Here is a 21,619-nt window from a genome sequence, read left to right on the forward strand (position 1 = left end):
ATTCAAATACCCTAAACTGAAGTACAACTCTGCGTGGGCACCTTAGCACCCCGATGAAACAGAAATGTTCCGACGACCACTAGTACAGCCGCCAGCGCAAGGTTTGTAGGCGCAGCCTCTCCCAATACAAATACCGCAAATGATGTACCGCTCAGCGCAGCCACTGTGCCAATCTGGCTCAGATAAACCGGGCCCGCCAACTTTTGCAGGACAAAATAGAACAGATAAAGAATGGCAAATACGGCGACCTCGAATACCAGTAGTTGGATCACCTGAGTTGATTCGAACAACGCCCCAAACTGACCCGGCTCGAACAGCAGTACAAAGGGTAGCAATGACAGCGCACCGCCAAACATCATCAGCGCAGCTAGAAATACAGGTGCTGCGCCTTCAGGCCAGCGCAAGGTGCGGTAGATGTTGCCAAAGGCCAGTACCAGCGGTAGTGCCAGCACCAGAAGAACCCAGCCCTGCGCTTCACCGGCGCTGCCACTCTTGGCTGAGGCCAATACAATACCGCCCAACAACCCTAGTAAAACCCCGATAAACCGCATTCCCCGTAAGCGCTCCATGCCCAGAAAAACAGCCAGTACCCAGGTAAGCAAAATTGGAAAAGCAAAGCTCAGCGATATAAACCCAGCTCCGACGTGCCGTATAGCCAGGAAACCCAGTGCGTTAGGCAGAGCGATAAGTACGCCTGAAATGGCTGCATATTCTAATGTACGGCTATTAAATGGCATCGGCTGACGTTGCATGATCGCGATACAACCCAGAATTACGCCAGCCCCTGCCATCGCCACCAGCAGGAATGTTAATCGCGGTGCACCCGCAACATCGGCCAGCTTACCCACCACTAAAGACGCAGCGAGTAATACACCGACCAGCAAAAGGCAGGCAAACGCATAAATACCAGTTCGATCTGAACGCTTAGCTGACTTATTGATGTTAGACATTATCTGTCTCCTGTACTCTGTTACACTCTATTAATGAAAAGATACTTAACCAAGAGCTACTTAACATAAAGTATCTTAATGCCAAGATATATTATGAAAAGTATCTTAACGTAGAGATAAATATAAAACAATGAATAAAGTAGAATTAGCTTCGACCCAATGGCAGCGGGAAATGCCCGAGCTGGATCTATTACCGATGGAAGTAGTGGCCCGGCTGGGTACAGCCACACGACTGATCAGCCGGGACTACCTCAATCCATTTTTCAAAAACCACGGACTGCAGCAGGGGGAGTTCGATGTATTAGCGACCCTGCGTCGTTCAGGATCTCCGTATGAGCTGGTGCCAACGCAACTGTTTGAAGCGCTGATGATCTCATCTGGTGGCATGACCAACCGGCTGGATCGTCTTGAAAAAGCCGGCTCGATCGCTCGCAAGCCTAACCCCGAAGATCGTCGCGGCACCTTGGTTGCCCTGACTGAAGAGGGGCTCGAACTGATTAACCGGATATTTCCACTGCATGTCGAGAATGAGGCGAAAGCGCTCACAACGCTCAGTAAGAAAGAGCAGCAGACATTGCAGGGGTTACTTGAAAAACTGCTTGATGGGTTGGATGCGGAATAGGGCTATTACTGGCGCAACTGATATTAGTTCAACGAGTGATACAGACTCAGCTAGTCATATAACCAAAAACCCCGCCGTCAGTTTCTGACGACGGGGTTTAAAGTGGTTTTCTGCTCTAAAAATCAGGCAACTTTAGACGCTTGGCTCTGACTTTCAAGATACTCATCGAAGGTACCCGGGAAGTTGATCATTTCCTGGTCTTTTATTTCGATAATGTAATTCGCCAGTGACGATACGAACGCCCGGTCATGGCTAACGAAGATCAGCGTACCGTCAAAAGCTTCCAGCGCATTATTCAGCGCTTCGATCGCTTCCATATCCATATGGTTGGTTGGCTCATCCATAATCAGGACGTTCAGGTCCATCATCATCAGCTTACCAAACAGCAGGCGGTTCTTTTCTCCACCGGAACAGACTTTTGCTTTCTTATTAAAGTCATCGGCAGTAAACAGCAAGCGACCCAACATAGCACGCACTTTAAGATCATCGTGCTTAGGGGTACGCCACTTAGACATCCATTCGAACAAGGTCAGATCGCAATCAAAATCGGCGGTGCTGTCCTGTGGGCAATAACCGATCACAGCATTCTCAGACCACTTAACAACACCTTCGTTAGCTTGTAGCTCATTCACCAGGCAGCGCAAGAAAGTTGTCTTACCGGCACCGTTTTCACCGATAACCGCCAGTTTAGCGCCGGCTTCAAGAATCAGATTACCATCAGAGAACAGCGGAGTACCCTCAAAACCATGACCCATATCTTCCAGGATCAATGCCTGGCGGTGTAGCTTTTTATCTTGCTTCAGGCTGATAGAAGGGACCTGACGGCTGGATGTTTTCACTTCATCCAGTTCAATTTTGTCTAGTTTCTTTGCCCGGGAACTGGCTTGTTTAGCTTTTGATGCATTAGCAGAGAAACGGTTAACAAAGGACTGCAGTTCATCCATCTCCGCACTTTTCTTGGCATTTTCAGTCAACAGCTGCTCGCGGATCAATGACGAGGCTTCCATGAAGTATTCATAGTTGCCCGGATAAACCCGTAGCTCACCGTAATCGATATCTGCCATATGGGTACAAACCGCATTCAGAAAGTGACGGTCGTGGGAGATAATGATCATGGTGCACTTACGCTGGTTCAGTACATTTTCCAACCAGCTAATGGTATGAATATCCAGGTTGTTGGTCGGCTCGTCTAGCAACAAGATATCAGGATCTGCAAACAGTGCCTGCACTAACAGAACACGAAGTTTCCAGCCCGGAGCAACCTGACTCATCAGGCCAAAGTGATATTCCTCAGCAATACCTGCTTCTAATAAAAGGTCACCTGCGCGACTTTCAGCAGTATAGCCATCCATCTCGGCAAACTCAGTCTCCAGATGGGCAACCTTCATACCCTCTTCTTCTGACATCTCCGGCAGCGAGTAGATACGTTCACGTTCCTGCTTCACTTTCCAGAGTTCAGGATCACCCATGATAACCGCATCGATTACACTGTATTCTTCAAACGCAAACTGGTTCTGGCTCAATACACCCAGTTTATGTCCCGGCGTGATAGAGATATTACCCGCAGTTGGCGTTAGCTCACCACTGAGAATTTTCATAAAAGTGGATTTACCACAGCCATTCGCGCCAATCAGGCCATAGCGGTTGCCATTACCGAATTTAGCGGAAATATTTTCAAACAAAGGCTCAGCGCCAAACTGCATGGTGATGTTCGCGGAGGAGATCAAAGGAATTGTCCTGGGAGATTACAGATTAAAAAGTAAACCGATAGCGCCAAAGTAAGACGTATAAAGGGAGGCCGCACTTTAAAGAGTTGCGGCCAGAATGTCGAGCATAACTGTACATTATATGCACAAAAAACAGCGTCTTCTTTCCTTTCCTGTACTGACTATCAATTCCTGATATCCAGGTGCCGCCAGTATCAGGTACTGGTAATCAATACACCTACACCGGTAAGCACCAGCAGTAGTCCTGATATCCGACTGAAGAGCCTGCCATCGGGAATTACTTTCTCTACCAGTACATAGACAGTTAAAGCAGCCATCCAGATAAGGTTCATCACACCACCGACAAACATCAGCAACATCAGTGCCCAGCAACAACCGGTGCAGATCACCCCATGTCGTACTCCCATAATAAATGCCCCTCGATACCCCCGCCGCCATTCAAGCAACAAAAAGCTTAATGGGCTACGACACTTCGTCAGGCACGCTTGCTTCAGAGTACTCCACTGAAACAAGCCAACACTTACTAACAAAAAAGCACCAACCTGCGATTCGAATTTAACCATCGGCAAAGAGAGAATTCCGGAACCAGATAAAGCGAATTGAAGCAGTGATGCCATGACACTGAATACACACCAGACTGATAGGTAGCCTGTAATAAAAACCAGCGTTTTTAATGTAACTCCATCCGATTTATTTTGTTGCTCCGTCACTCGGGTAAAACACAATATCATAGGGCTGGCGGAAGGAAGCATCATAGCAACCATCATTACACTCCACATCATGATGTTGAGCCATAACATCTCAGGGGAGCTTTTCATACCCGGGGCCATCGACATCATTTCGGTACTGTCTATCGCCATCTGCACCATATAAATCCAGGCTAGCAGGCTGATAATGCCTATAGCCAATCCGATAATAATCCTATCCCGCCGAATTACAGCAGTAATTGTCTGAGTCATCATAACAAGCCCCTGAGTTGTCGTTTTACCTGAGCAATCATCCGCAGATTCAGCTTAATCACTGGTATAAGAAAATGACGAATAGAACGCCATCCGGCCGTCCAGCTCAAAGTTAAGGCCATAAGCGTCATGCCGCAAAGATCTGGATTTAGCGACTATCAGTTCTTCTCCCGGGGCCACCGCTAGAGGATGATTATGAATACTGACATAGTTTCCGTTCTGACCTTCCATAGCATCAATCGATGTTTCAGCAACAACACCGACTCCGAAGTGCCGATAACCATCATTCGCCTGATAGCGGATAGGCAGATATTCGACACCTAAGACTTCGCCGATAAAGCTGGCTAATACTGCGGGATGCCCACCACATTCACCACCAAAAACCCCCATCAGAGCCGACCGTTGGTTTTCATCCGCAGCCTGATCAATATAAAGTACGACCTTCCAGTTACCATCAGCCATATCCCCGGGAGAACGCAACGCCACAACAACGTTGAGACCATCCAACGTCGTATCACCAAACTGGCCTTTGCTTATATGCCAGCCAACCAGTGCGGTACAGCTACCTTCGGTTGGTGAGCCCAGAAGCAGGCAGGGACATGCTCCTTTACAGGAACAGCTTTCCAGATAATGACCATCCATATTCCAGAAATTTTTCATAATTTTTCCCTCATTAGGGGGTTACTGAAAGCCAGACAAATTTGTCTCGCCCTTAATTTTTAGCAGTTCAGACGGGAAAAGGATGAAAAACGGATGAGGATTTCATGAGAATTTTGTCCGGCTCTGTCGCAGTGCTCTATGCTTTATCTGAGTCTTTGTCCACTGAGCTTGGCTGCTAGCCATATTAAAACTACAGCGATCGGAGAAAAAAATGACCGGCCATATTGCTGATCTTTTAGCGCGTAAGAATCACGCAAATTTTGCCAACCGCTCTGTTGAACTTGCTACGCTATGCGGCACACTTCAGGATGACCTGCCCCGGGTAATACACATTTCTGGAATCCCAGGGATCGGCAAAAGCACTCTGCTCGAGATGTATACTGACCAGGCACGGGAACAGGGCGCCATTGTGATACGACTTGACTGCCGCACCATTGAACCCACACCAAAAGGGCTACTGAAGCAACTTGACGAAGCGACCGGCCTTTGTGCGTCAAACCCTGAACAAATTTGCGACCGCTTTGCAGACTTTGATACCCGGGTTGTGCTGGCCTTCGACAACTACGAAGTATTCCGATTAATGGATACCTGGCTGCGGCAGACTTTTATCCCCGCCCTACCCAACAATGCCCGGGTACTTCTGTTCAGCCGGGAACGTCCGGGCACTGGCTGGTACACAACAGCGGGCTGGCATGACCTGTTCAAAACACTGGATCTGGGGCCTCTGTCAGATGATGATGCTGAAAATTTACTCAACCGCTTAGGCGTTACGCCGTCGGGGATGAATAAAATTATCCAGCAGACCCGGGGACACCCACTGGCGTTGCAACTGGCTGCTTCAGCCTGTCGTGGACGCCAGCAGCTGGTTCTGACTGATCCCTCCTTACAATATGTGCTGGAAACACTGACCCGCATGTTTCTCGAAGATGTGTCAGAACCACTTACCCGGTTGGCATTAGAGGCGACATCTGTCAGCCGCCGGATTACCCTGCCAATGTTGCGGGCATTATTCCCGAATCAGGTACCGCAGGATATCTTCGAACGATTAGCCACTCTGCCCTTCGCAGAGCTGCGCAGCGACGGCTTGGTCCTTCATGATGTGGTACGTGAATCCCTCGCCCACTCTTTAAAAGCCCGGGATCCGGAAACCTATCTGAATTACCGACGCATCATCTGGCGACAGCTTTCAACGGCGCTGGACTCAGCTGGCAGCCACGAACTATGGCGCTATACCGCCGATATGCTGTTCCTCATAGAAAACCCCGTCGTACGTGAGGCATTTTTCCCCAGCGGCAGTAACCAGCTAACAGTAGAACCGGCAACTCCATCGGACAGTACCGCCTTACAAACGATAATAACCCGTCATGAAGGCCCGCAAGCCGCACAGCAACTGCTGCGTTGGTGGCAGAGGTTGCCACAGTCCTTTTCCGTGGTCCGGGATGGCAATGGCAGCGTTGCCGCTATCTATTGCAAGATATCCACAGACTCTGCGGAGCCTGCCTGGTTAGAGGAAGACCCGGTCACCCGCGAGTGGCTACATCACCTTCGCCAGCATCCATTGCAACAGCAACAAACTGTACTGTTCTGCCGACGCTGGCTTAGCCAGGTGGAAGGCGAATCGCCATCCGCCTGTCAGGCGGCCATATGGCTGGATCTGAAACGATCATATATGGAGATGCGTCCTGACCTAAGGCGCGTGTATCTGACACTATGTGACCTTCCCGCCTATGCTCCGGTAGCGCTAAAGCTGGGCTTCGAAGTGCTAACCGGGCAAGAGGTAACATTAGATAGCCAAATCTATCACAGCGCCGTACTCGACTTCGGACCGGCATCGGTGGATGGCTGGCTTGCTGATATAGCCGCAGCGGAACTCGGCATTCAACAAGACAGATCACTACTGGATATCGAGTCTCACGAACTGATCATCGACGATAAACGGGAATCACTCACACCGTTGGAATTTGGCGTTATCCAACACCTGTTGGCGAAGCAGGGAAAAGCGGTATCCCGCAGCGAACTGCTCAGGGATGTATGGGGTACCCGGTATGAAGGCGGTAGTAATGTCGTTGATGCTGTGGTTCGGGGCCTGCGCCGTAAACTGGCGCACCAGGCAAGCTGTATTGAAACCGTCACAGGGGTGGGCTATCTCTACCGCGAGCAACCCTGACCCTATGTCGCTCCAGCTATAAACAGCGCTGTAACTATCATTCTGAGATCGATACAACGTAGATCATTCTGATGACCTAGCGGTCATCCTATGACAATGGGTCAGGTAATACGGCACTTATACTGTCAGTATCTACCGTAGGCGTTTCATCTGCATTGTTGGCCGGAGTCTCAGATACTTCATCTGCCGAAGCTTCCTGTGTCGCTTCCAGATCGTTACGGGTCCACCAGTATTTGAAACCGTTATCCATCATCCACTGCCCAACCCGGTCAAGGTTAGACCACTCCCGACACTCGCCGCGAGCACTGTTGATACGTAGCGGAAGGCCATCAACATAAACCAGGATAGCCCAGCTATATGGGTGTTTACTGCGGTCGCCGAAACCACCGCCCTGTTTATTTCTGAAGATCCGGTAAGCGACGGCATAGTCGCCCATCCGTCCCTGTGTATGAACAACAGGAAGCTCTGCCTGAGTGATAGTGCCTGCGATTTCAAGAAAGACTTCTAAACTGTCATTATCAAACATCATGATCCATAGTGTTGCTTTTTTTAAAACTTGAACATACATTATGAGTCATGCTGTCGGATTCTACAATCGGTTATGCCAGGCAAAACCACCGCCTTAAGCGCACAAAACAGCCCGATCATACGATCCGAGATAATAATTATAATGAAGGAAAACAGATGAATTTTGCCAATAAAACGGCCATCGAACTTATTGCTGATCTTCGCGCACACAAGATTTCAGCCACTGAACTACTCGAGCAAACCATCGCTCACGCTGAACATGTAGCCGAGTCTTATAATCCTTTTTCTATCAAACTCTATGACCGGGCTCGCGCTGCTGCCGCAGAAGCCGATAAACTTCTCACCGAAGGCCTGGGTGGTCCTTTATGCGGATTACCTATTACGATTAAAGAATCTCAGTGGCTTGCGGGTGTTCCAACCACAAACGCTTCACGCACCCAGGCTGATGTGATTCCTGATGAAACCAGTGCCGCGGTACTACGCCTGGAAGAGGCCGGTGCGGTCATCTTTGCAAAAACGACCTGCCCTGAGTTTTGCTTAACCGGTACCACTTCATCCGAATTATTTGGTGTCACCTCAAATCCATGGAACGCTGAACGCACCTGTGGCGGCTCATCCGGGGGCGCCGGAGCTGCAGTTGCAGCCGGTGCTGGCACACTGTCACTGGGCGGTGACGGCGGTGGTTCGATCCGTATTCCAGCAGCCTTTTGTGGCATCGTCGGCTTCAAGCCCTCTTTTAAGGCGGTACCCAGAGAGCCTTGCAACCCATCCTGGAGCACTATTGTTTCGTATGGCCCAATGGCACGTACGGTTGCTGATGCCCGCTTAATGTATTCAGTGGTTGCTGCCAACAATGATGAGTATTCATACATCGACTCGCTGAATGTCCACGCTCAGCATCCGCTCACACTGTCAGGTCAGAAAATCATTGTCTCTGAAGACCTGGGTTTCGCACCTATCGATGATGATGTTCGTATGACCTTCCGACGTATTGTGCATCTGCTGAAAGACGCCGGTGCAGAGATTATCTACGATCATCCGCATCTGCCTTCGTCCGTTATTGCCTGGGCAACTTCAGCGCACTATGACTCATGGAGCTTTCAAAAAGATAAAGAGGCTCCACTTGAAGGTATTGAGCAGGGAACCCGGGAAACACTGGAGTTCGGCGCCAGCATTACTGAAGATGAATTCAATGCTGCAGAAGAGCATCGTGAAGTTATTCACAACGCATATACCTCGATGTTTGAACGTAACGGTAGTACCACCTTTATCACCCCGACTCTGGGTGTTGAGGCCTTTAAACACAGCCGTCGACATCCCAAATATGTTGGCTCAACCCGCATCACTAATCCATGGCTGGATTGGGTTGCATTCCTTTACGATGCGAACCTGACCGGTATGCCAGCCTGCGCCCTGCCTATGGGGCTGGGCGATGAACAGCTGCCATTATCGATTCAGGTGGCGGGCCCCCGGGGTAATGATGCCGCGGTATTAGATATAGCGGAACAACTGGAAAGTATTATCGGATGGGATAACAACCCTAAAGATTCACTTAAGGAAGCTGACGACAATGCCTCTGACCAGGCATAAGTAAACACGTCAGTGATGGATTAGTGGAGATAAAGTTGTGCTGAAAAACCTGCAATTCGATGTCATCGATGAGTTAACACCCGGCGATAAGTTTAGTCAGCTTTTTAACAAGAGCTGGCCCGCTTACAAAGCCTGGTATCTGGATGAAGGTGAAGCTGCTCGTCCCAGCTATCTTGAGTGCATTAGTGCGCTTAATGAATACATGCCTGAACTGGTGCCACTCTATCAAGAGTTACTTAAATTGTTGGACTGCGATGATCTGCAGGCCCGTTTTTTAAGCCTGTACTGCCCACCAACGTTTTATTCGGGCTGCTCCCAGCTAATCTATAAGAAACATGAACCAGTCATTATCCGTAATTACGATTTTCCGGCATTTCTCTGCGAAGGTACCATTTTACGAAGTCACTGGCGTGACAAACAGGTTATTGCCATGGCTGATTGTGTCTGGGGAGTATTAGACGGAATCAATGATGCGGGCCTCGGTGTGTCGATCAACTATGGTGGACGGCTAGTCGAAGGCAAAGGCTTCGGTATTACGATTGTAGTGCGCTACATTCTGGAAACCTGCAGCAATGTTGATGAAGCCATCGCTGTGTTAAAACGGGTGCCGGTACATCTTGATTACAATATCGCTTTGCTCGATAAAGCGGGCAATCATGCCACAGTATTTATCGCTCCTGACCGGGATATATGTGTTACGCAAGCAACTACTTCAACCAATCATCAGGGCCCCCAAGAGCCAGGCAAACCTCTGTTTCTGGAAGACTCAGGTATTCGTTTAGACGCGCTTAATACACTGGCATCCCCCAGAGAAAGTAACCTTCAGGAAACGATCAGTGCCTTCCTGCACCCCCCGCTATACCGTTGCCATGAGAACTCTTCAGGCACGCTGTACACCGCAGTATATAACCCGACACAAGGCACGGTTAGCTACATCTGGCCTCACTACAGCCTTAATCTTAGTTTTGATCAGCTGACTGAACAGACACTGGATATTCACTATGCCTAGCACCCAATCTAACGCCACACGTGAAACTTGAACGGAGCGATATAGAAAACATGATAAAAACAATAACATCGATTCCGAAACGAATTTACAGATCTATTTTTTCATCCAGGCCAACAGCTATGGATGATAATGCTGGGACTGAAAGACCCTTATCTAAAGATAATAATAATGAGGATGTAACTATGCATACCCCTGAAAAGCTTCGCGGTTTATCCGATATCTATCGTTTCTTCCGCAAGAATACGACTCCGATCTACTTTGTCTCACCTACAGCGTATAACATCCTGGGGTTAGGACAATGGATTCAAGGATTCCAATACATCACCCATTTTGATTCTTTCGATGGCGGTCATTTCCGGGTAACTAATCCACAGCAGAACAGTGAACGTGAGTTTTCGTCGATGGAAGACATGCTCAACTACCTTCTCAGTCATAAAGAGTCAGTCGACCTGTTTCAGGAAAACGGTGGCAAAGGCAAAATTCTGACGGTCATGTTTGATGAGAAAACTGAAGAGATCGCAGAACGTTTAGGCCTTGAGATAGCCCTGCCACCAGCCGAATTACGTACACATCTTGATTCCAAAATTGTGACAACTCAACTGGCGAATGAAGCCGGTGTTCGCAGTGCACCAAATCTGGTAGATGTAGAAGCCTCTAGCTATAAGGAACTAACAGCCCTTGCAGCAGAAAAGAAACTTGGCGATAAGCTGGTTGTTCAAACCCCTTACGGTGATTCAGGTAAAACAACCTACTTCGTCAACAATCAGCAAGACTGGGATAAAAACGCCGATAAAATCACCGGTGAAAAACTTAAAGTGATGAAGTACATCAACCATATCCCTGGCACTGTGGAAGCAGTGGCTACCCGGTGCGGCACTATGGTTGGCCCGTTGCAAACCGATATCACCGGTTATGAAGAACTCACACCCTATAAAGGTGGCTGGTGCGGTAATGATATATTCCCCGAGATTTTACAAGGTGAACAACGGGATAAAATCATCACTATGGTTAAAGCCATGGGCGATAAGCTTTACGAGAAAGGCTATCGGGGCACTTTCTGCTTCGATTATCTGGTTGATACCGATGACGGTGAAGTTTATCTGGGCGAGATCAATCCACGTATCAGTGGTGCCAGCCCACTAACTAACCTGGTAACCTCAAAGTACGGCGGCATTCCGCTAATGCTGTTCCATCTGCTGGAGTTTATGGATGTTGATTTTGAAATCGATGTCGATGAAATTCAAAAGCGCTGGGCCGACTTTGGTAGCTGGACACAACTGGTTCTGAAGCATACCGAAGATCAGGTGCGCATGATTACTAAAGCACCCAGATCAGGTATCTGGCGTATGGCAGACGACGACAGCATCAGCTTTGTCCGTAACAGCATCGACTGGAACAATGTCAGCGATGGTCACGACGCCTTTTATCTGCGGGTTTATGGTGCCGGCGACTATAGCTATCTGGGCGCGGATATGGGTATTGTTGTTGCCCGCGGCAGAATGCAGACTGATGACCGTCAGCTATTACCTCGCGCTGAGAAGTGGGTTAAAGCGATCAATGCTGAGTTTGAATACCGTACGTTAGAAGAGTTGGAAACCCCTTACATTCCTATTGATAACGTCCGTAAGATGATCTGATCAACATATCAGAATGATAAAAAAAGCCTCTTTCTTTAAGAGGCTTTTTTGTTAGCGTCGCTTAAGAGGTCAGTATCCCCGCTGCTTATCAACCACTAACGGCATTGTGCCATCCACAAGGTAGCGTCTAATATTTTCAGCAACAATAACGCTCGCGGAATTCACACTGGTCGGCGCCGATATATGAGGCAAAATTGTAATATCAGGATTTGCCCATAACTCAGAATCGGAGACCAGTGGCTCCTGTGCAAACACATCTAATACGGCATGATATAGCTGTCCTTCGGCTAACGCGCTGATTAGATCCGACTGGTCAATAGTCGCACCGCGGCCGAAGTTTATCAGCGAAGCCCCCTGTTTTAGCTCTGCAAAAAAGCCGCTATTCATAAGTCCTTTAGTTTCAGCGGTAAGGGGCAGTAAGTTAACAATAATATCAGCCTGTCCGACCGTTTCAGCCAACCCCTGCTCGCCGGCATAGCATGGGACGCCATCGATAGCCTTTAAGGAGCGGCTCCAACCGGACACCTGAAAACCGTTTTCAACCAAACGCGCAGCACTTTTCAAACCCAGCTCACCTAGCCCCAGAATCACAATCTGGCGATCAGCGGGCTCTACATAAGGTTGCTGTTGCCAATGTGCCAAGGCCTGTTGAGCTCGATAGCCCGGCATATCGCGGTGCAGATACATCACCCAGGCCAATACCGCCTCAGACATCGTCTGAGCCAGATTTGGATCGACTAAACGCACAATATCAAACGGCATATGCGCTAACTCAGCCATCATTCCCTCTACTCCGGCCCAGACGGAGTGAACCCATTTCAGATTTGGCAGCAGGGCAACATCGCTGGAAGCAGGATTAGCGACGATAGCCAGCTCAGCCTGCTCTCTCTCCTGCTCTGTCAGCTGATTAAAAAGGCGGATATCGCAGTCCGGCAGTTTTACCTGTAACGCATTAAGCCAGTCTTTGGCTTCCTGAATATCAATCTGGTGGACAAAAGGGATCAGAGGCCGCATTCAAAAAACCTATTTTTCGATTTGTTGTATCTTGCAGAAATAAGGAAAAGCGCTAATGTCTGTTATCAAGAGCGCCTCGATGTTTGAGATAGCGGCTTTATCTTAACTACAGCGCTATATGTATCCGGGCATTATGAGAAACAGTTTATTTAAACTTGTTATAAACAAACAGCAATAAAAATGCACCTATAGTTGCGGTGATTATGCTGCCAATATTCAAACCATCGGCACCACCAAAACCAACCAGGCTGCCGATAAAGCCACCCACAAAAGCACCGGCAATGCCCAGCAACGTGGTAAGAACAAAGCCACCGCCATCTTTACCCGGCATCAGCATTTTCGCCAGCATACCGGCTATAAGACCCAGAATTATCCACGCTAAGAAGCCCATACGGTTCTCCTTAAGTTATAACAGATGAAATTAATAACAGCTTAGTTCACTCTATAGCTAAGCACATGCAGCTACTGTAAGCCTTTACTTCAGAACCAAAAAAGAACATAAAAAAGCCACCCTGAAGATGGCTTTTTAAAAATAAGTTAACGCCTTTACCTACAGCAAGTCAGGTACAAAAGTGATTGGCCAGGTTATGTGAACCGGTTGTATGCCGCCAACAATATAAAAGCACCTAGGGTTGCCAGTGCGACGCTGACTAAATCAATACTATCGCCCGTTCCCAGATCAAACAGACTCCCCAACAGACCTCCGACGAATGCCCCGGCCACACCTAATAAGGTTGTGATAATAAAACCGCCGCCAGTCTTCCCAGGCGTTAGCCACTTCGCCAGCATGCCCGCAATAAAACCTAATATCATCCATGATAAATAGCCCATATAAGATCCTTCTAGTATGAGTTGTTTTAAGCTTTTATTTTAAATCAAAATGTAATAGCACGCTCCCTAAGTCGCCATATTCTAGTGAAAACTCTTGATCAGCCGACACTTCTATTACCCCCGCATATGAGCTGGTAATAACATACTGACCGGCTTTGATATCTATGCCACGCTGACTCAGAAAGATCACTAGCCAAAACAGCGGCAGTTGTGGATATTGGTTTGGATGAATACCCGCCAATACTTCTATCGCAGGAGAATTTGTATCTGAAGCATCAGGAAAGCGTGTCAGAGTCAGATCGATATGGGATGCTGAAAAGGCCTGATCCAATGATATTTCAGGCCCAATATAAAGCCCCTGATTAAACAGGCAATCGGCTAAGTGCTCAAGAAAACCAGCCTCTTCAGATTGCAGATAACGATTCTGAATCAGCTCAAGCGACAGGTGCGCTCCTGAGAGAGCCTCTGTTATCTCCTGATCAGAATAGGCTTTATTCCGGGCTGGCAGATCATGCTGAAAGCGGAACGCTATTTCCGGCTCTATCTTACAGACGCCCTCATCCAGATGTATCGGACAGGGCGACCGGTCATAAACAGTATTACTAAAGATAGGTGCAACAACCGGCAGATCATTCATGCCACTATCTGAGATAGGCAAAGCGGTTTTCCAACCACCTACCGTATCGGGCATTTGATTAATCAGCTGCTGCTGAATGGCCAGCGCCTGTTCAACCGTTTCAGGTCGCAAAACCTTATCTAATCTGGCAGTAAGCTGATTACTCAGCCGGCGTTGTATTAACAACTCTGCTGCGAGTTTTACCTGTTCCCTTTGCATTTAATTTCCTGACGCTATCAAAATTTTCAGGCTGTTACTCTACCTTAAAAGCCAACCAAGATTACCTTTTACGACAGTAATGACCTTGCTCCATCGCGCCGAGTAATATCTGATTATTCACTAAATCAAAATCTAACAGGTTCGGCAAAGTACCGAATAATGGCGTACCACCGCCCAGTAGAATGGGTATTCGGGTGATAATTATCTCATCAATCAGATCTTCACTCAGAAAGCTTTGAATAGTTTGTCCGCCATCAATATATAAACGGTTAAAACCTTTTAAATTAAGCTCAGCTACCACGTCCTTTAACGAGCCGGACACTAACTCTGCTTTATCAGCATAGCCATCAGGGATAGAGGACAAAGAGTTACTTAATACGAAAACGGGAACAGGATAAGGCCATTCCTGATCAAAGCTACAGACGGCATCAAAAGTCTTTCGCCCCATCACCAGCGCGTCGATCTGAGCGATAAAATCAGCCCAGCCAAGGTCATCATTATTGGGGTTTGGAACGCTACCAAGCCAGTCAAGCCCGCCATCTTTATCGGTAATATAACCATCCAGGCTAGTTGCGATGTATACGATATTAGGCATATAACCTCTTAAAATCATGAGAGCTATCAAACAACGAGATGCTTATTTGTAAAGCATCTCGATTCATCAAATAGCAGTGTTACTTTGCCGCCAGTTCCCGGCCAATTCGTTGGCAATTATCCACCAGCTCTGTCAGGTGTTCACTAGTGACATCAGCATTAGCCAAAATCAGACGGATACCGGTACGGCCCTTAAAGCGGGCGTAATCAATGTATGCTCCGCCGGAACGTCGCATCTCAGCGCAGATCGCAATATTCAAATCACGCAGCTGAGCCTCGTCAGTCATATGCTCCGGGCGATAGCGGAACAAAACATTCTGATATACAGCGGGTGCCAGCATCTCTAACCCTTCTCGCTGCTCCACCAGTTCAACACACTGATTTTTAATCTGCTGCAGATAATCGATTTTGTCTGAAAAACCTTTATTACCCGCGGCTTTCCAGCTTAACCAGACCTTCAGGGAATCTGCCCGTCGGCCGCACTGAATAGAACGTTCACCCAGATTGTAATCGGCATTTTCATCGGCATGGAACAGATAGTCACCGCCACCACCTGAACAACAAGCTTTTAATGCGCCGGGATGCTTAACCAGAATCACGGCAGCCGTCAGAGGTACGTTCATCAGTTTATGGGCATCCCAGGTAAAGGAGTCCGCCAGATGGCTGTTTGCCAGCAGATGACGATGCTGTTCAGAGAACAGAATAGGACCTCCCCAGGCGCCATCAATATGCAGCCAGAGATCATGTTTTTTTGCCACATCGCTACACTCAGCAACCGGATCATAAGCCCCGACGACAGTGGTACCTGCTGTCAGACAGACATAAAACGGGGTTTTACCCTCCGCCTTGCTAAGCTCAATGGCGGCATCCAGCGCAGCAGGTTTCATCCGGCCCGCCTCATCGGATTCGACAGAGATAAGGTTATCGGTGCCTATACCTAATACGTTGGCGGCTTTTTCACCTGAATAATGCGCCTGATCTGAGACATAGGCCACCAGCGTTTTACCCTGGGCGCCCTTAGTTTTGTAATCCGGACAAGCTTTGTGCCGCGCCAGCATCATACCGATCAGGTTCGCCTGACTACCACCGGCCACCATTACACCTTCACCCTGATCAAAGCCAACCAGCGCATTCCATTGTTTAATCAGTTCCAGCTCCATTAGCGTTGCAACGGGACCGACCTGATAGGTATGCATAGTGGCGTTACTAAGGCTGGTGATCCAGTCTCCCAACAACGCAGGCTTATTCTGCCCTGAATAAAGCAGTTTAAAGAAACCCGCCTGAGAGACATCAGGGTTATAGTGCAGATAATCACGAATAGCCTGCTCCAGAGTCGCCTGATCGGCCCCCTCATGAGTCAGGCCCAGATCCAGTATTTGCTCCAGTTCCTTTGCCGGAGGTGCCTGAGAAACCGGCCGGTCTTCAGGAATCCACTGTTTAATCGCTCGGGACAGAATTTCCAGGTTATCTTGCATCAGTTAAAGCCTTCAGGGTAATTAACAGGAGCCGGCCAAAGGGCCATATCTATATCTGGCCAGTATAGACAGAGCTCAAGCGGAGCTGCTAATGCTGATTTGCTCTGTACTGGTTACTTTTTGGCATAGGGATTAAAACAGCTCAGTCAAACATCATCAACCGACCCGGCTATCTCCCTGATTATAAAGTTCCTGCAGATAACGCCAGAACTGGTTAGCGGTATTACACTGGGACTGACGCAGGCGATACAGACATATATTCAGATCGATCAAGAAAAGCAGCGCATCCAAACCGATTAACCGACCCGGCTATCTCCCTGATTATAAAGTTCCTGCAGATAACGCCAGAACTGGTTAGCCGTATTACACTGGGACTGACGCAGGCGATACAGACAAATATTCAGATCGACCGAGCAAAGCGGCGCATCCAAACGAATAAACTGGCCGGTTTCCAGTTCCCGGCTAACCAGACTTTTAGGCAGCCAAGCCATACCATAGCCCTGCAACACTAGCGCCTTTAACGCCTCCGACAGGGCATTTTCACAGGCAACGTTAAGCCTCAGATCTTCAGGTAAAGCTGACAAACAACGTTGTTGCAGCAAGCGACCAAAGAACGACTGCGCCGGATGATTCAACAGTTTCAGACTATTATCTGACTGAATACCGTGCAGTGGTTTACCGTTACTATCCGCCAGACTAACTGGCACCAGCTCATCCACCCCTACCTGCAGGCTCTCTACGTCCTGTCTCTGTAACTGACTAAAAATATCGCCGCCACGACCAACCGGATCACCCCCTGAGTTGGAACTGGAGCTATAACAGAGTAAAAAATCTCCGTTACCCGATAAAAAAGTTTCTACTGAGTCATGCAGATTGCCGGTCTCAACGCTGATCAGGGCTCCGTTGGTCAGGCTTTCCAGGGTCTGCATCCAGGAGGGGAAAAAAGACACCGCCAGCGCATGTTGCGACAGTATTTTAATTTCGTCCCGCGCTTCGCTGATATCCCGCATCTGATGCTGAACAGAGTAGATCTGGCTAATTAACTGTCGCGCCTGCTCAGCAAATGCCTCACCAGCAGGGGTTAGTGTTGTAGGGTACTGGTTACGATCAACCAGGCTGACTCCGAGCCAGTTTTCCAGCGACCGGATACGACGACTGAATGCCGGCTGGGTAACAAAGCGCGACTCTGCAGCCTTAGAAAAGCTGCCATGTTCCACCAGTGCGACAAAGTCTTTCAGCCATTTTAATTCCATCTACACCACCCTGTACTGAACTAATACTACGTTATCCACGGGACCACTTTTACAGTATACCGAAAAGTAACCGGTCACTTTAAAAATAGCATTGGCCTGTTACAGCCCTCAGATCCTACTATCTAGGCATGAGTATCGAATGAGCATCTAAACATCTGACATAGAGTCCGGTAAGTCGCTCGGTGCTGTGCTCAAACTAAAGTACGAGAATTAAGCGCTACTGAAATAAGCTCGACTACAAGCCGAATAATAAAAATCAAGGAACCCACGATGGAATACCTGAAAAAATCCACCGCTGCCGTTGCGGAAAATGATGAACGGATCCAGGCCACGGTTAAGACTATGCTGGCCCGTATCGATACGGAAGGCGAAGCGGCGGTACGTGAATACGCGGCACAGTTTGATAACTGGCAGGGCGACTTTATTCTATCTGATGCCAAGCGTGCCGAACTGATCGCTCAGGTACCCGAGCAGACCAAACTGGATATTAAGTTTGCCTATAAACAAGTGCGAACCTTTGCTGAAGCACAACGCGCCAGCCTGACTGAATTTGAAATTGAATCAGCGCCGGGCGTAAAACTAGGCCAGAAAGTCATTCCGGTTAACTGCGCCGGTTGCTACGTTCCCGGTGGTCGATACTCCCATGCGGCCTCTGCACTGATGAGTATTGCTACCGCTAAAGTGGCCGGCGTAGAGACTATTGTTGCCTGTTCTCCGCCGAAAGATGGCAGCATCCATCCGGCAATTGTTTATGCCATGGATCTGGCCGGTGCCGATATCATTCTGGAGATGGGTGGCGTTCATGCGGTGGCAACGATGGCCAAAGGCCTGTTCACCGGTGTAGCCGCCGATATTCTGGTAGGCCCGGGTAACGGCTATGTTGCCGAAGCCAAACGACTGTTATTCGGTGAAGTCGGTATCGATGTTTTTGCCGGTCCCACAGAGTCTGCCATTATTGCCGATCACAGCGCCGATCCTATGACTATCGCGGTCGATCTGGTATCTCAGGCCGAACACGGTTATGACTCGCCGGTATGGTTGTTTACCACCAGCCGCGAAATCGGTGAAAAAGTGGCTGAGCTGATGCCCCTCGTTGCAGCGGATATGCCGAACCAGGAAGTCGTACAATCCGCCTGGGATGACCACGGTGAGATTATCTTCTGCGATAGTCGCGAGGAATGTGCATCCGTAAGTGATGACTATGCTTCAGAGCACCTGCAGGTACTGACGGAAGATACTGACTGGTGGCGCGACAACCTGAAAAACTACGGATCATTATTCCTCGGAGAAGGTGCGACAGTCACCCATGGAGATAAGTGTTCCGGTACCAACCATATTCTGCCAACCAAAAAAGTCGCCCGTTACAGCGGCGGGTTGAATGTGCATAAGTTCCTCAAGATCCTCACTTATCAGGAGATCAGTGAAGAGGCTAACCTGGAATTCAGTGCCGTTGGATCACGTATTTCCCGGGTAGAGGGAATGGAAGGTCACGCCCGTGCCTGTGACTGGCGTCTGCGTAAATACTTCCCGGATACCCAATGGGACTTCCATGTGTATGACCAAACCAGATATGACCAGAAACGTTACGACTGAGGAATGACCCGATGAAGCAATTTACTAAGTCATTCACCCAGCAAGAATCGATTCCGGAAGCCGGTATAAAGGCAGCCAATGATGTGATGCGCACCGGACGTCTGCATCGCTATAACACCCTCCCGGATGAGAAAAGCGAAACAGACCTGTTAGAAATAGAATTTGCTGAATACATGGGCCTGCCTTACGCCCTCGCCTGTTCGTCAGGAGGCTACGCGTTGCACATCGCAATGCGGGCTGCCGGTGTTGAAGCCGGAGATAAAGTACTCTGTAACGCCTTTACTCTGGCGCCGGTTCCCGGCGCTATCCACAACAGTGGTGCGGTGCCGGTCTTAATAGACGTCGCCGATGATTACTGTATCGATCTTGACGATCTGGAGGCAAAGGCTGCAGCCAGTGGCGCGCGCTATTTTATGCTCTCGCATATGCGGGGGCATGTAGCCGATATGGATCGTATTATGGCGATCTGCGAAAAGTATAATCTGTTCCTGATCGAAGATTGTGCCCATACCATGGGCGCCAGCTGGAACGGTATAAAAAGCGGTACCTTTGGTGATATCGCCTGTTTCAGTACTCAAACCTATAAGCATATCAACTCAGGAGAAGGCGGCTTTCTGACCACCCGCCATGCTGAGGTGATGGCCCGGGCCATTATGCACTCCGGCTCATACATGCTGTTTGAACGGCACTTTGCCGCACCACCCAAAGAGGTGTTTGAGCAGATCCGTTTTGAAACCCCTAACTACAGCGGCCGGATGGACAATCTTCGGGCAGCTATCCTGCGGCCCCAGTTAGCCGATCTGGATACCCAGTGCCAGCGCTGGAATACCCGCTACCGGATTCTTGAACAACAATTTAACAACTGCCCGGCGATTCACATTCCTAGCCGGCCTGCAAAAGAGCAATTTGTCGCCAGCTCTATTCAGTTCTCACTACCCGGCTTCAGCACCGAGCAGATTCTGCAGGTTGTTGCACAATGCAATGAACAGGGTGTGGTACTGAAATGGTTTGGTGACAGCGAGCCCAAAGATTACACCAGCCGTTACGATAGCTGGCATTATATCGAGGCGATGCCGCAACTACCTCAGACCGAGAAGATTCTGTCTAAGCTGTTGGATATGCGGATTCCGCTCACCTTCAGCGAAGCAGATTGTCAGTTACTGGGGGAGATCATCTGTAAAGTAACAGAGTCACTTAAGTAACTCTGAATACTCAAAACAGCGACTGGCGCTTTTGCTAGAACTAGCCTCCGGAACTGTTGTTAAAACTAGCCTCAGGCGCTTTAAACCAGTGCAGGAGGTTTTTTTCTGTTAAGCGAATGGCAGCATTTGAACGATCACTTTTACGACTCATCACATACCATGTGAGAGGTAGCGATTTGCGGGTCAGCGGCACGGCACTCACCAATCCCTGATTCAGAGCGCGGCTTAACGCCCAGCGGGATAAAATACTGACACCCAGATTTACCCCGATCATTTCAACAATGGCATCGGTCATTTCTACTAACTGCATATGCCGGGGCCTGACACCTGCGGGCCGGATAAACTGCTCGTATTCAAATCCGGGTAAAGCATCCAGGCTATAGGTCAGATAGTCCTGATCTGCCAGATCGTCAGCTTCAATATAAGCTTTCTTCGCTAGCGGATGTTCCGGATGAGTCACCAACACCAACTCATCCTGAAACAGTTTTTTCCCCTCCAACGCACTGTTAGTTATAAGTCCCGGAGAGATCAGCAGATCCGTTGCGCCTGATAGCAGAGCTGTCTGAGCATCCCGGGTTGCAGCGGCGATAAAATCCAGTTGAAGCTTTTCACGCTGATTGTTAACTGAGCTTAGAAAGCCTGGCACCCAATGGTAAGCGCTATAGGAAGACACACCGATCCTGACCAGATAACTTGCGTTAGCAGCAACTCGTTCAAAATCCTGCTCCGCCCGTTCCAGCTCAGGCAATACTGTTTGAGCCGTTTCTAACAACGCCTGACCCGCTGGCGTTACCCGCAGCCGACGCCCATCCCGCTCAAAGATGGCGCTACCCAGTCTTCGTTCAGCTTCGGCCAGCCGGTGACTCAGCGCTGACTGAGTCACACCTATCACTTCAGCCGCATGACCAAGACTGCCAAACCGGGCAATCGCATCAAGCAGTTGCCAGTGCTTTATATCTAATCTCATACATGA

Annotated in this window: 21 protein-coding genes; 7 read left to right on the forward strand and 14 right to left on the reverse strand. The window is 48.9% G+C overall.

What is annotated here, in order from left to right:
* Positions 1 to 11 precede the first annotated feature (11 nt).
* Positions 12 to 950 (reverse strand): EamA family transporter, encoded by a 939-nt coding sequence (locus EHS89_RS10675; protein ID WP_124926136.1) that lies wholly within the window; start codon positions 948 to 950, stop codon positions 12 to 14.
* Between the two features lie 130 nt (positions 951 to 1,080).
* On the opposite strand from EHS89_RS10675, the gene EHS89_RS10680 reads away from it, so the two are divergent.
* On the forward strand, positions 1,081 to 1,572 hold the full coding sequence (locus tag EHS89_RS10680; RefSeq protein ID WP_124926137.1) for a MarR family winged helix-turn-helix transcriptional regulator: 492 nt from the start codon (positions 1,081 to 1,083) through the stop codon (positions 1,570 to 1,572).
* A 122-nt stretch (positions 1,573 to 1,694) separates the two neighbouring features.
* Here EHS89_RS10680 and EHS89_RS10685 read toward each other — a convergent pair whose 3' ends face one another.
* The 3 genes from EHS89_RS10685 to EHS89_RS10695 all read right to left on the reverse strand — a co-directional run bounded on the left by EHS89_RS10685 (position 1,695) and on the right by EHS89_RS10695 (position 4,918).
* Positions 1,695 to 3,299: an ABC-F family ATPase gene (locus EHS89_RS10685; protein WP_124926138.1), complete on the reverse strand. Its 1,605-nt coding sequence runs from the start codon at positions 3,297 to 3,299 to the stop codon at positions 1,695 to 1,697.
* 194 nt (positions 3,300 to 3,493) lie between these two features.
* Complete coding sequence (locus tag EHS89_RS10690) at positions 3,494 to 4,261, reverse strand: DUF2182 domain-containing protein (RefSeq protein WP_124926139.1); 768 nt, start codon at positions 4,259 to 4,261, stop codon at positions 3,494 to 3,496.
* 51 nt (positions 4,262 to 4,312) lie between these two features.
* Positions 4,313 to 4,918, reverse strand: a complete 606-nt coding sequence (locus EHS89_RS10695; protein ID WP_124926140.1) for a DUF1326 domain-containing protein — start codon at positions 4,916 to 4,918, stop codon at positions 4,313 to 4,315.
* Between the two features lie 211 nt (positions 4,919 to 5,129).
* On the opposite strand from EHS89_RS10695, the gene EHS89_RS10700 reads away from it, so the two are divergent.
* Positions 5,130 to 7,085 (forward strand): winged helix-turn-helix domain-containing protein, encoded by a 1,956-nt coding sequence (locus EHS89_RS10700; protein WP_124926141.1) that lies wholly within the window; start codon positions 5,130 to 5,132, stop codon positions 7,083 to 7,085.
* 88 nt (positions 7,086 to 7,173) lie between these two features.
* On the opposite strand, the gene EHS89_RS10705 is transcribed toward EHS89_RS10700, so the two are convergent.
* Positions 7,174 to 7,653, reverse strand: a complete 480-nt coding sequence (locus EHS89_RS10705) for a hypothetical protein (RefSeq protein WP_124926142.1) — start codon at positions 7,651 to 7,653, stop codon at positions 7,174 to 7,176.
* A gap of 116 nt (positions 7,654 to 7,769) precedes the next feature.
* Between EHS89_RS10705 and EHS89_RS10710 the strand changes: the two genes are divergently transcribed.
* The 3 genes from EHS89_RS10710 to EHS89_RS10720 all read left to right on the forward strand — a co-directional run bounded on the left by EHS89_RS10710 (position 7,770) and on the right by EHS89_RS10720 (position 11,849).
* Positions 7,770 to 9,203 carry an amidase gene (locus EHS89_RS10710; protein ID WP_170167480.1) on the forward strand — a complete coding sequence of 478 codons (1,434 nt, stop codon included), beginning with the start codon at positions 7,770 to 7,772 and terminating at the stop codon, positions 9,201 to 9,203.
* Positions 9,204 to 9,240: 37 nt separating this feature from the next.
* Positions 9,241 to 10,212: a C45 family autoproteolytic acyltransferase/hydrolase gene (locus EHS89_RS10715; protein WP_124926144.1), complete on the forward strand. Its 972-nt coding sequence runs from the start codon at positions 9,241 to 9,243 to the stop codon at positions 10,210 to 10,212.
* Between the two features lie 119 nt (positions 10,213 to 10,331).
* Positions 10,332 to 11,849, forward strand: coding sequence for an ATP-binding protein (locus EHS89_RS10720; protein ID WP_229753669.1), 1,518 nt, complete (start codon positions 10,332 to 10,334; stop codon positions 11,847 to 11,849).
* Between the two features lie 69 nt (positions 11,850 to 11,918).
* Here the strand turns inward: EHS89_RS10720 and EHS89_RS10725 are convergent, their stop codons facing one another.
* The 8 genes from EHS89_RS10725 to EHS89_RS10755 all read right to left on the reverse strand — a co-directional run bounded on the left by EHS89_RS10725 (position 11,919) and on the right by EHS89_RS10755 (position 17,851).
* The gene (locus EHS89_RS10725; RefSeq protein ID WP_124926145.1) at positions 11,919 to 12,863 is read right to left on the reverse strand and encodes a 2-hydroxyacid dehydrogenase; all 945 of its coding nucleotides are present in this window, start codon (positions 12,861 to 12,863) and stop codon (positions 11,919 to 11,921) included.
* Positions 12,864 to 13,008: 145 nt separating this feature from the next.
* Complete coding sequence (locus tag EHS89_RS10730) at positions 13,009 to 13,254, reverse strand: GlsB/YeaQ/YmgE family stress response membrane protein (RefSeq protein WP_124926146.1); 246 nt, start codon at positions 13,252 to 13,254, stop codon at positions 13,009 to 13,011.
* Positions 13,255 to 13,448: 194 nt separating this feature from the next.
* Positions 13,449 to 13,694, reverse strand: coding sequence for a GlsB/YeaQ/YmgE family stress response membrane protein (locus tag EHS89_RS10735; protein WP_124926147.1), 246 nt, complete (start codon positions 13,692 to 13,694; stop codon positions 13,449 to 13,451).
* A gap of 34 nt (positions 13,695 to 13,728) precedes the next feature.
* Positions 13,729 to 14,529, reverse strand: coding sequence for a hydratase (locus EHS89_RS10740; RefSeq protein WP_124926148.1), 801 nt, complete (start codon positions 14,527 to 14,529; stop codon positions 13,729 to 13,731).
* Between the two features lie 61 nt (positions 14,530 to 14,590).
* Positions 14,591 to 15,124: a dihydrofolate reductase family protein gene (locus EHS89_RS10745; protein ID WP_124926149.1), complete on the reverse strand. Its 534-nt coding sequence runs from the start codon at positions 15,122 to 15,124 to the stop codon at positions 14,591 to 14,593.
* Positions 15,125 to 15,203: 79 nt separating this feature from the next.
* Positions 15,204 to 16,598: a pyridoxal phosphate-dependent decarboxylase family protein gene (locus EHS89_RS10750; protein WP_124926150.1), complete on the reverse strand. Its 1,395-nt coding sequence runs from the start codon at positions 16,596 to 16,598 to the stop codon at positions 15,204 to 15,206.
* 156 nt (positions 16,599 to 16,754) lie between these two features.
* The gene (locus EHS89_RS21495) at positions 16,755 to 16,889 is read right to left on the reverse strand and encodes a hypothetical protein (protein WP_268239396.1); all 135 of its coding nucleotides are present in this window, start codon (positions 16,887 to 16,889) and stop codon (positions 16,755 to 16,757) included.
* Between the two features lie 5 nt (positions 16,890 to 16,894).
* Positions 16,895 to 17,851: a LysR family transcriptional regulator gene (locus EHS89_RS10755; protein ID WP_124926151.1), complete on the reverse strand. Its 957-nt coding sequence runs from the start codon at positions 17,849 to 17,851 to the stop codon at positions 16,895 to 16,897.
* A gap of 270 nt (positions 17,852 to 18,121) precedes the next feature.
* Here EHS89_RS10755 and hisD point away from each other — a divergent pair, with 270 nt between their 5' ends.
* Positions 18,122 to 19,444 (forward strand): histidinol dehydrogenase, encoded by a 1,323-nt coding sequence (hisD, locus tag EHS89_RS10760; protein WP_124926152.1) that lies wholly within the window; start codon positions 18,122 to 18,124, stop codon positions 19,442 to 19,444.
* Between the two features lie 11 nt (positions 19,445 to 19,455).
* Positions 19,456 to 20,646, forward strand: coding sequence for a DegT/DnrJ/EryC1/StrS family aminotransferase (locus EHS89_RS10765; protein ID WP_124926153.1), 1,191 nt, complete (start codon positions 19,456 to 19,458; stop codon positions 20,644 to 20,646).
* A gap of 40 nt (positions 20,647 to 20,686) precedes the next feature.
* On the opposite strand, the gene EHS89_RS10770 is transcribed toward EHS89_RS10765, so the two are convergent.
* Positions 20,687 to 21,613, reverse strand: a complete 927-nt coding sequence (locus EHS89_RS10770) for a LysR family transcriptional regulator (RefSeq protein WP_124926154.1) — start codon at positions 21,611 to 21,613, stop codon at positions 20,687 to 20,689.
* Positions 21,614 to 21,619: the final 6 nt, after the last annotated feature.

Source organism: Amphritea balenae (assembly GCF_003858655.1).
Taxonomy (GTDB): Bacteria; Pseudomonadota; Gammaproteobacteria; order Pseudomonadales; family Balneatricaceae; genus Amphritea; species Amphritea balenae.

Coding starts and splice junctions, on each gene's coding strand:
- EHS89_RS10675 (WP_124926136.1), bottom strand. CDS start 950: ATGTCTAACATCAATAAGTCAGCTAAGCGTTCAGATCGAACTGGTATT.
- EHS89_RS10680 (WP_124926137.1), top strand. CDS start 1,081: ATGAATAAAGTAGAATTAGCTTCGACCCAATGGCAGCGGGAAATGCCC.
- EHS89_RS10690 (WP_124926139.1), bottom strand. CDS start 4,261: ATGATGACTCAGACAATTACTGCTGTAATTCGGCGGGATAGGATTATT.
- EHS89_RS10695 (WP_124926140.1), bottom strand. CDS start 4,918: ATGAAAAATTTCTGGAATATGGATGGTCATTATCTGGAAAGCTGTTCC.
- EHS89_RS10700 (WP_124926141.1), top strand. CDS start 5,130: ATGACCGGCCATATTGCTGATCTTTTAGCGCGTAAGAATCACGCAAAT.
- EHS89_RS10705 (WP_124926142.1), bottom strand. CDS start 7,653: ATGTATGTTCAAGTTTTAAAAAAAGCAACACTATGGATCATGATGTTT.
- EHS89_RS10710 (WP_170167480.1), top strand. CDS start 7,770: ATGAATTTTGCCAATAAAACGGCCATCGAACTTATTGCTGATCTTCGC.
- EHS89_RS10720 (WP_229753669.1), top strand. CDS start 10,332: ATGGATGATAATGCTGGGACTGAAAGACCCTTATCTAAAGATAATAAT.
- EHS89_RS10725 (WP_124926145.1), bottom strand. CDS start 12,863: ATGCGGCCTCTGATCCCTTTTGTCCACCAGATTGATATTCAGGAAGCC.
- EHS89_RS10730 (WP_124926146.1), bottom strand. CDS start 13,254: ATGGGCTTCTTAGCGTGGATAATTCTGGGTCTTATAGCCGGTATGCTG.
- EHS89_RS10735 (WP_124926147.1), bottom strand. CDS start 13,694: ATGGGCTATTTATCATGGATGATATTAGGTTTTATTGCGGGCATGCTG.
- EHS89_RS10740 (WP_124926148.1), bottom strand. CDS start 14,529: ATGCAAAGGGAACAGGTAAAACTCGCAGCAGAGTTGTTAATACAACGC.
- EHS89_RS10745 (WP_124926149.1), bottom strand. CDS start 15,124: ATGCCTAATATCGTATACATCGCAACTAGCCTGGATGGTTATATTACC.
- EHS89_RS10750 (WP_124926150.1), bottom strand. CDS start 16,598: ATGCAAGATAACCTGGAAATTCTGTCCCGAGCGATTAAACAGTGGATT.
- EHS89_RS10755 (WP_124926151.1), bottom strand. CDS start 17,851: ATGGAATTAAAATGGCTGAAAGACTTTGTCGCACTGGTGGAACATGGC.
- hisD (WP_124926152.1), top strand. CDS start 18,122: ATGGAATACCTGAAAAAATCCACCGCTGCCGTTGCGGAAAATGATGAA.
- EHS89_RS10765 (WP_124926153.1), top strand. CDS start 19,456: ATGAAGCAATTTACTAAGTCATTCACCCAGCAAGAATCGATTCCGGAA.
- EHS89_RS10770 (WP_124926154.1), bottom strand. CDS start 21,613: ATGAGATTAGATATAAAGCACTGGCAACTGCTTGATGCGATTGCCCGG.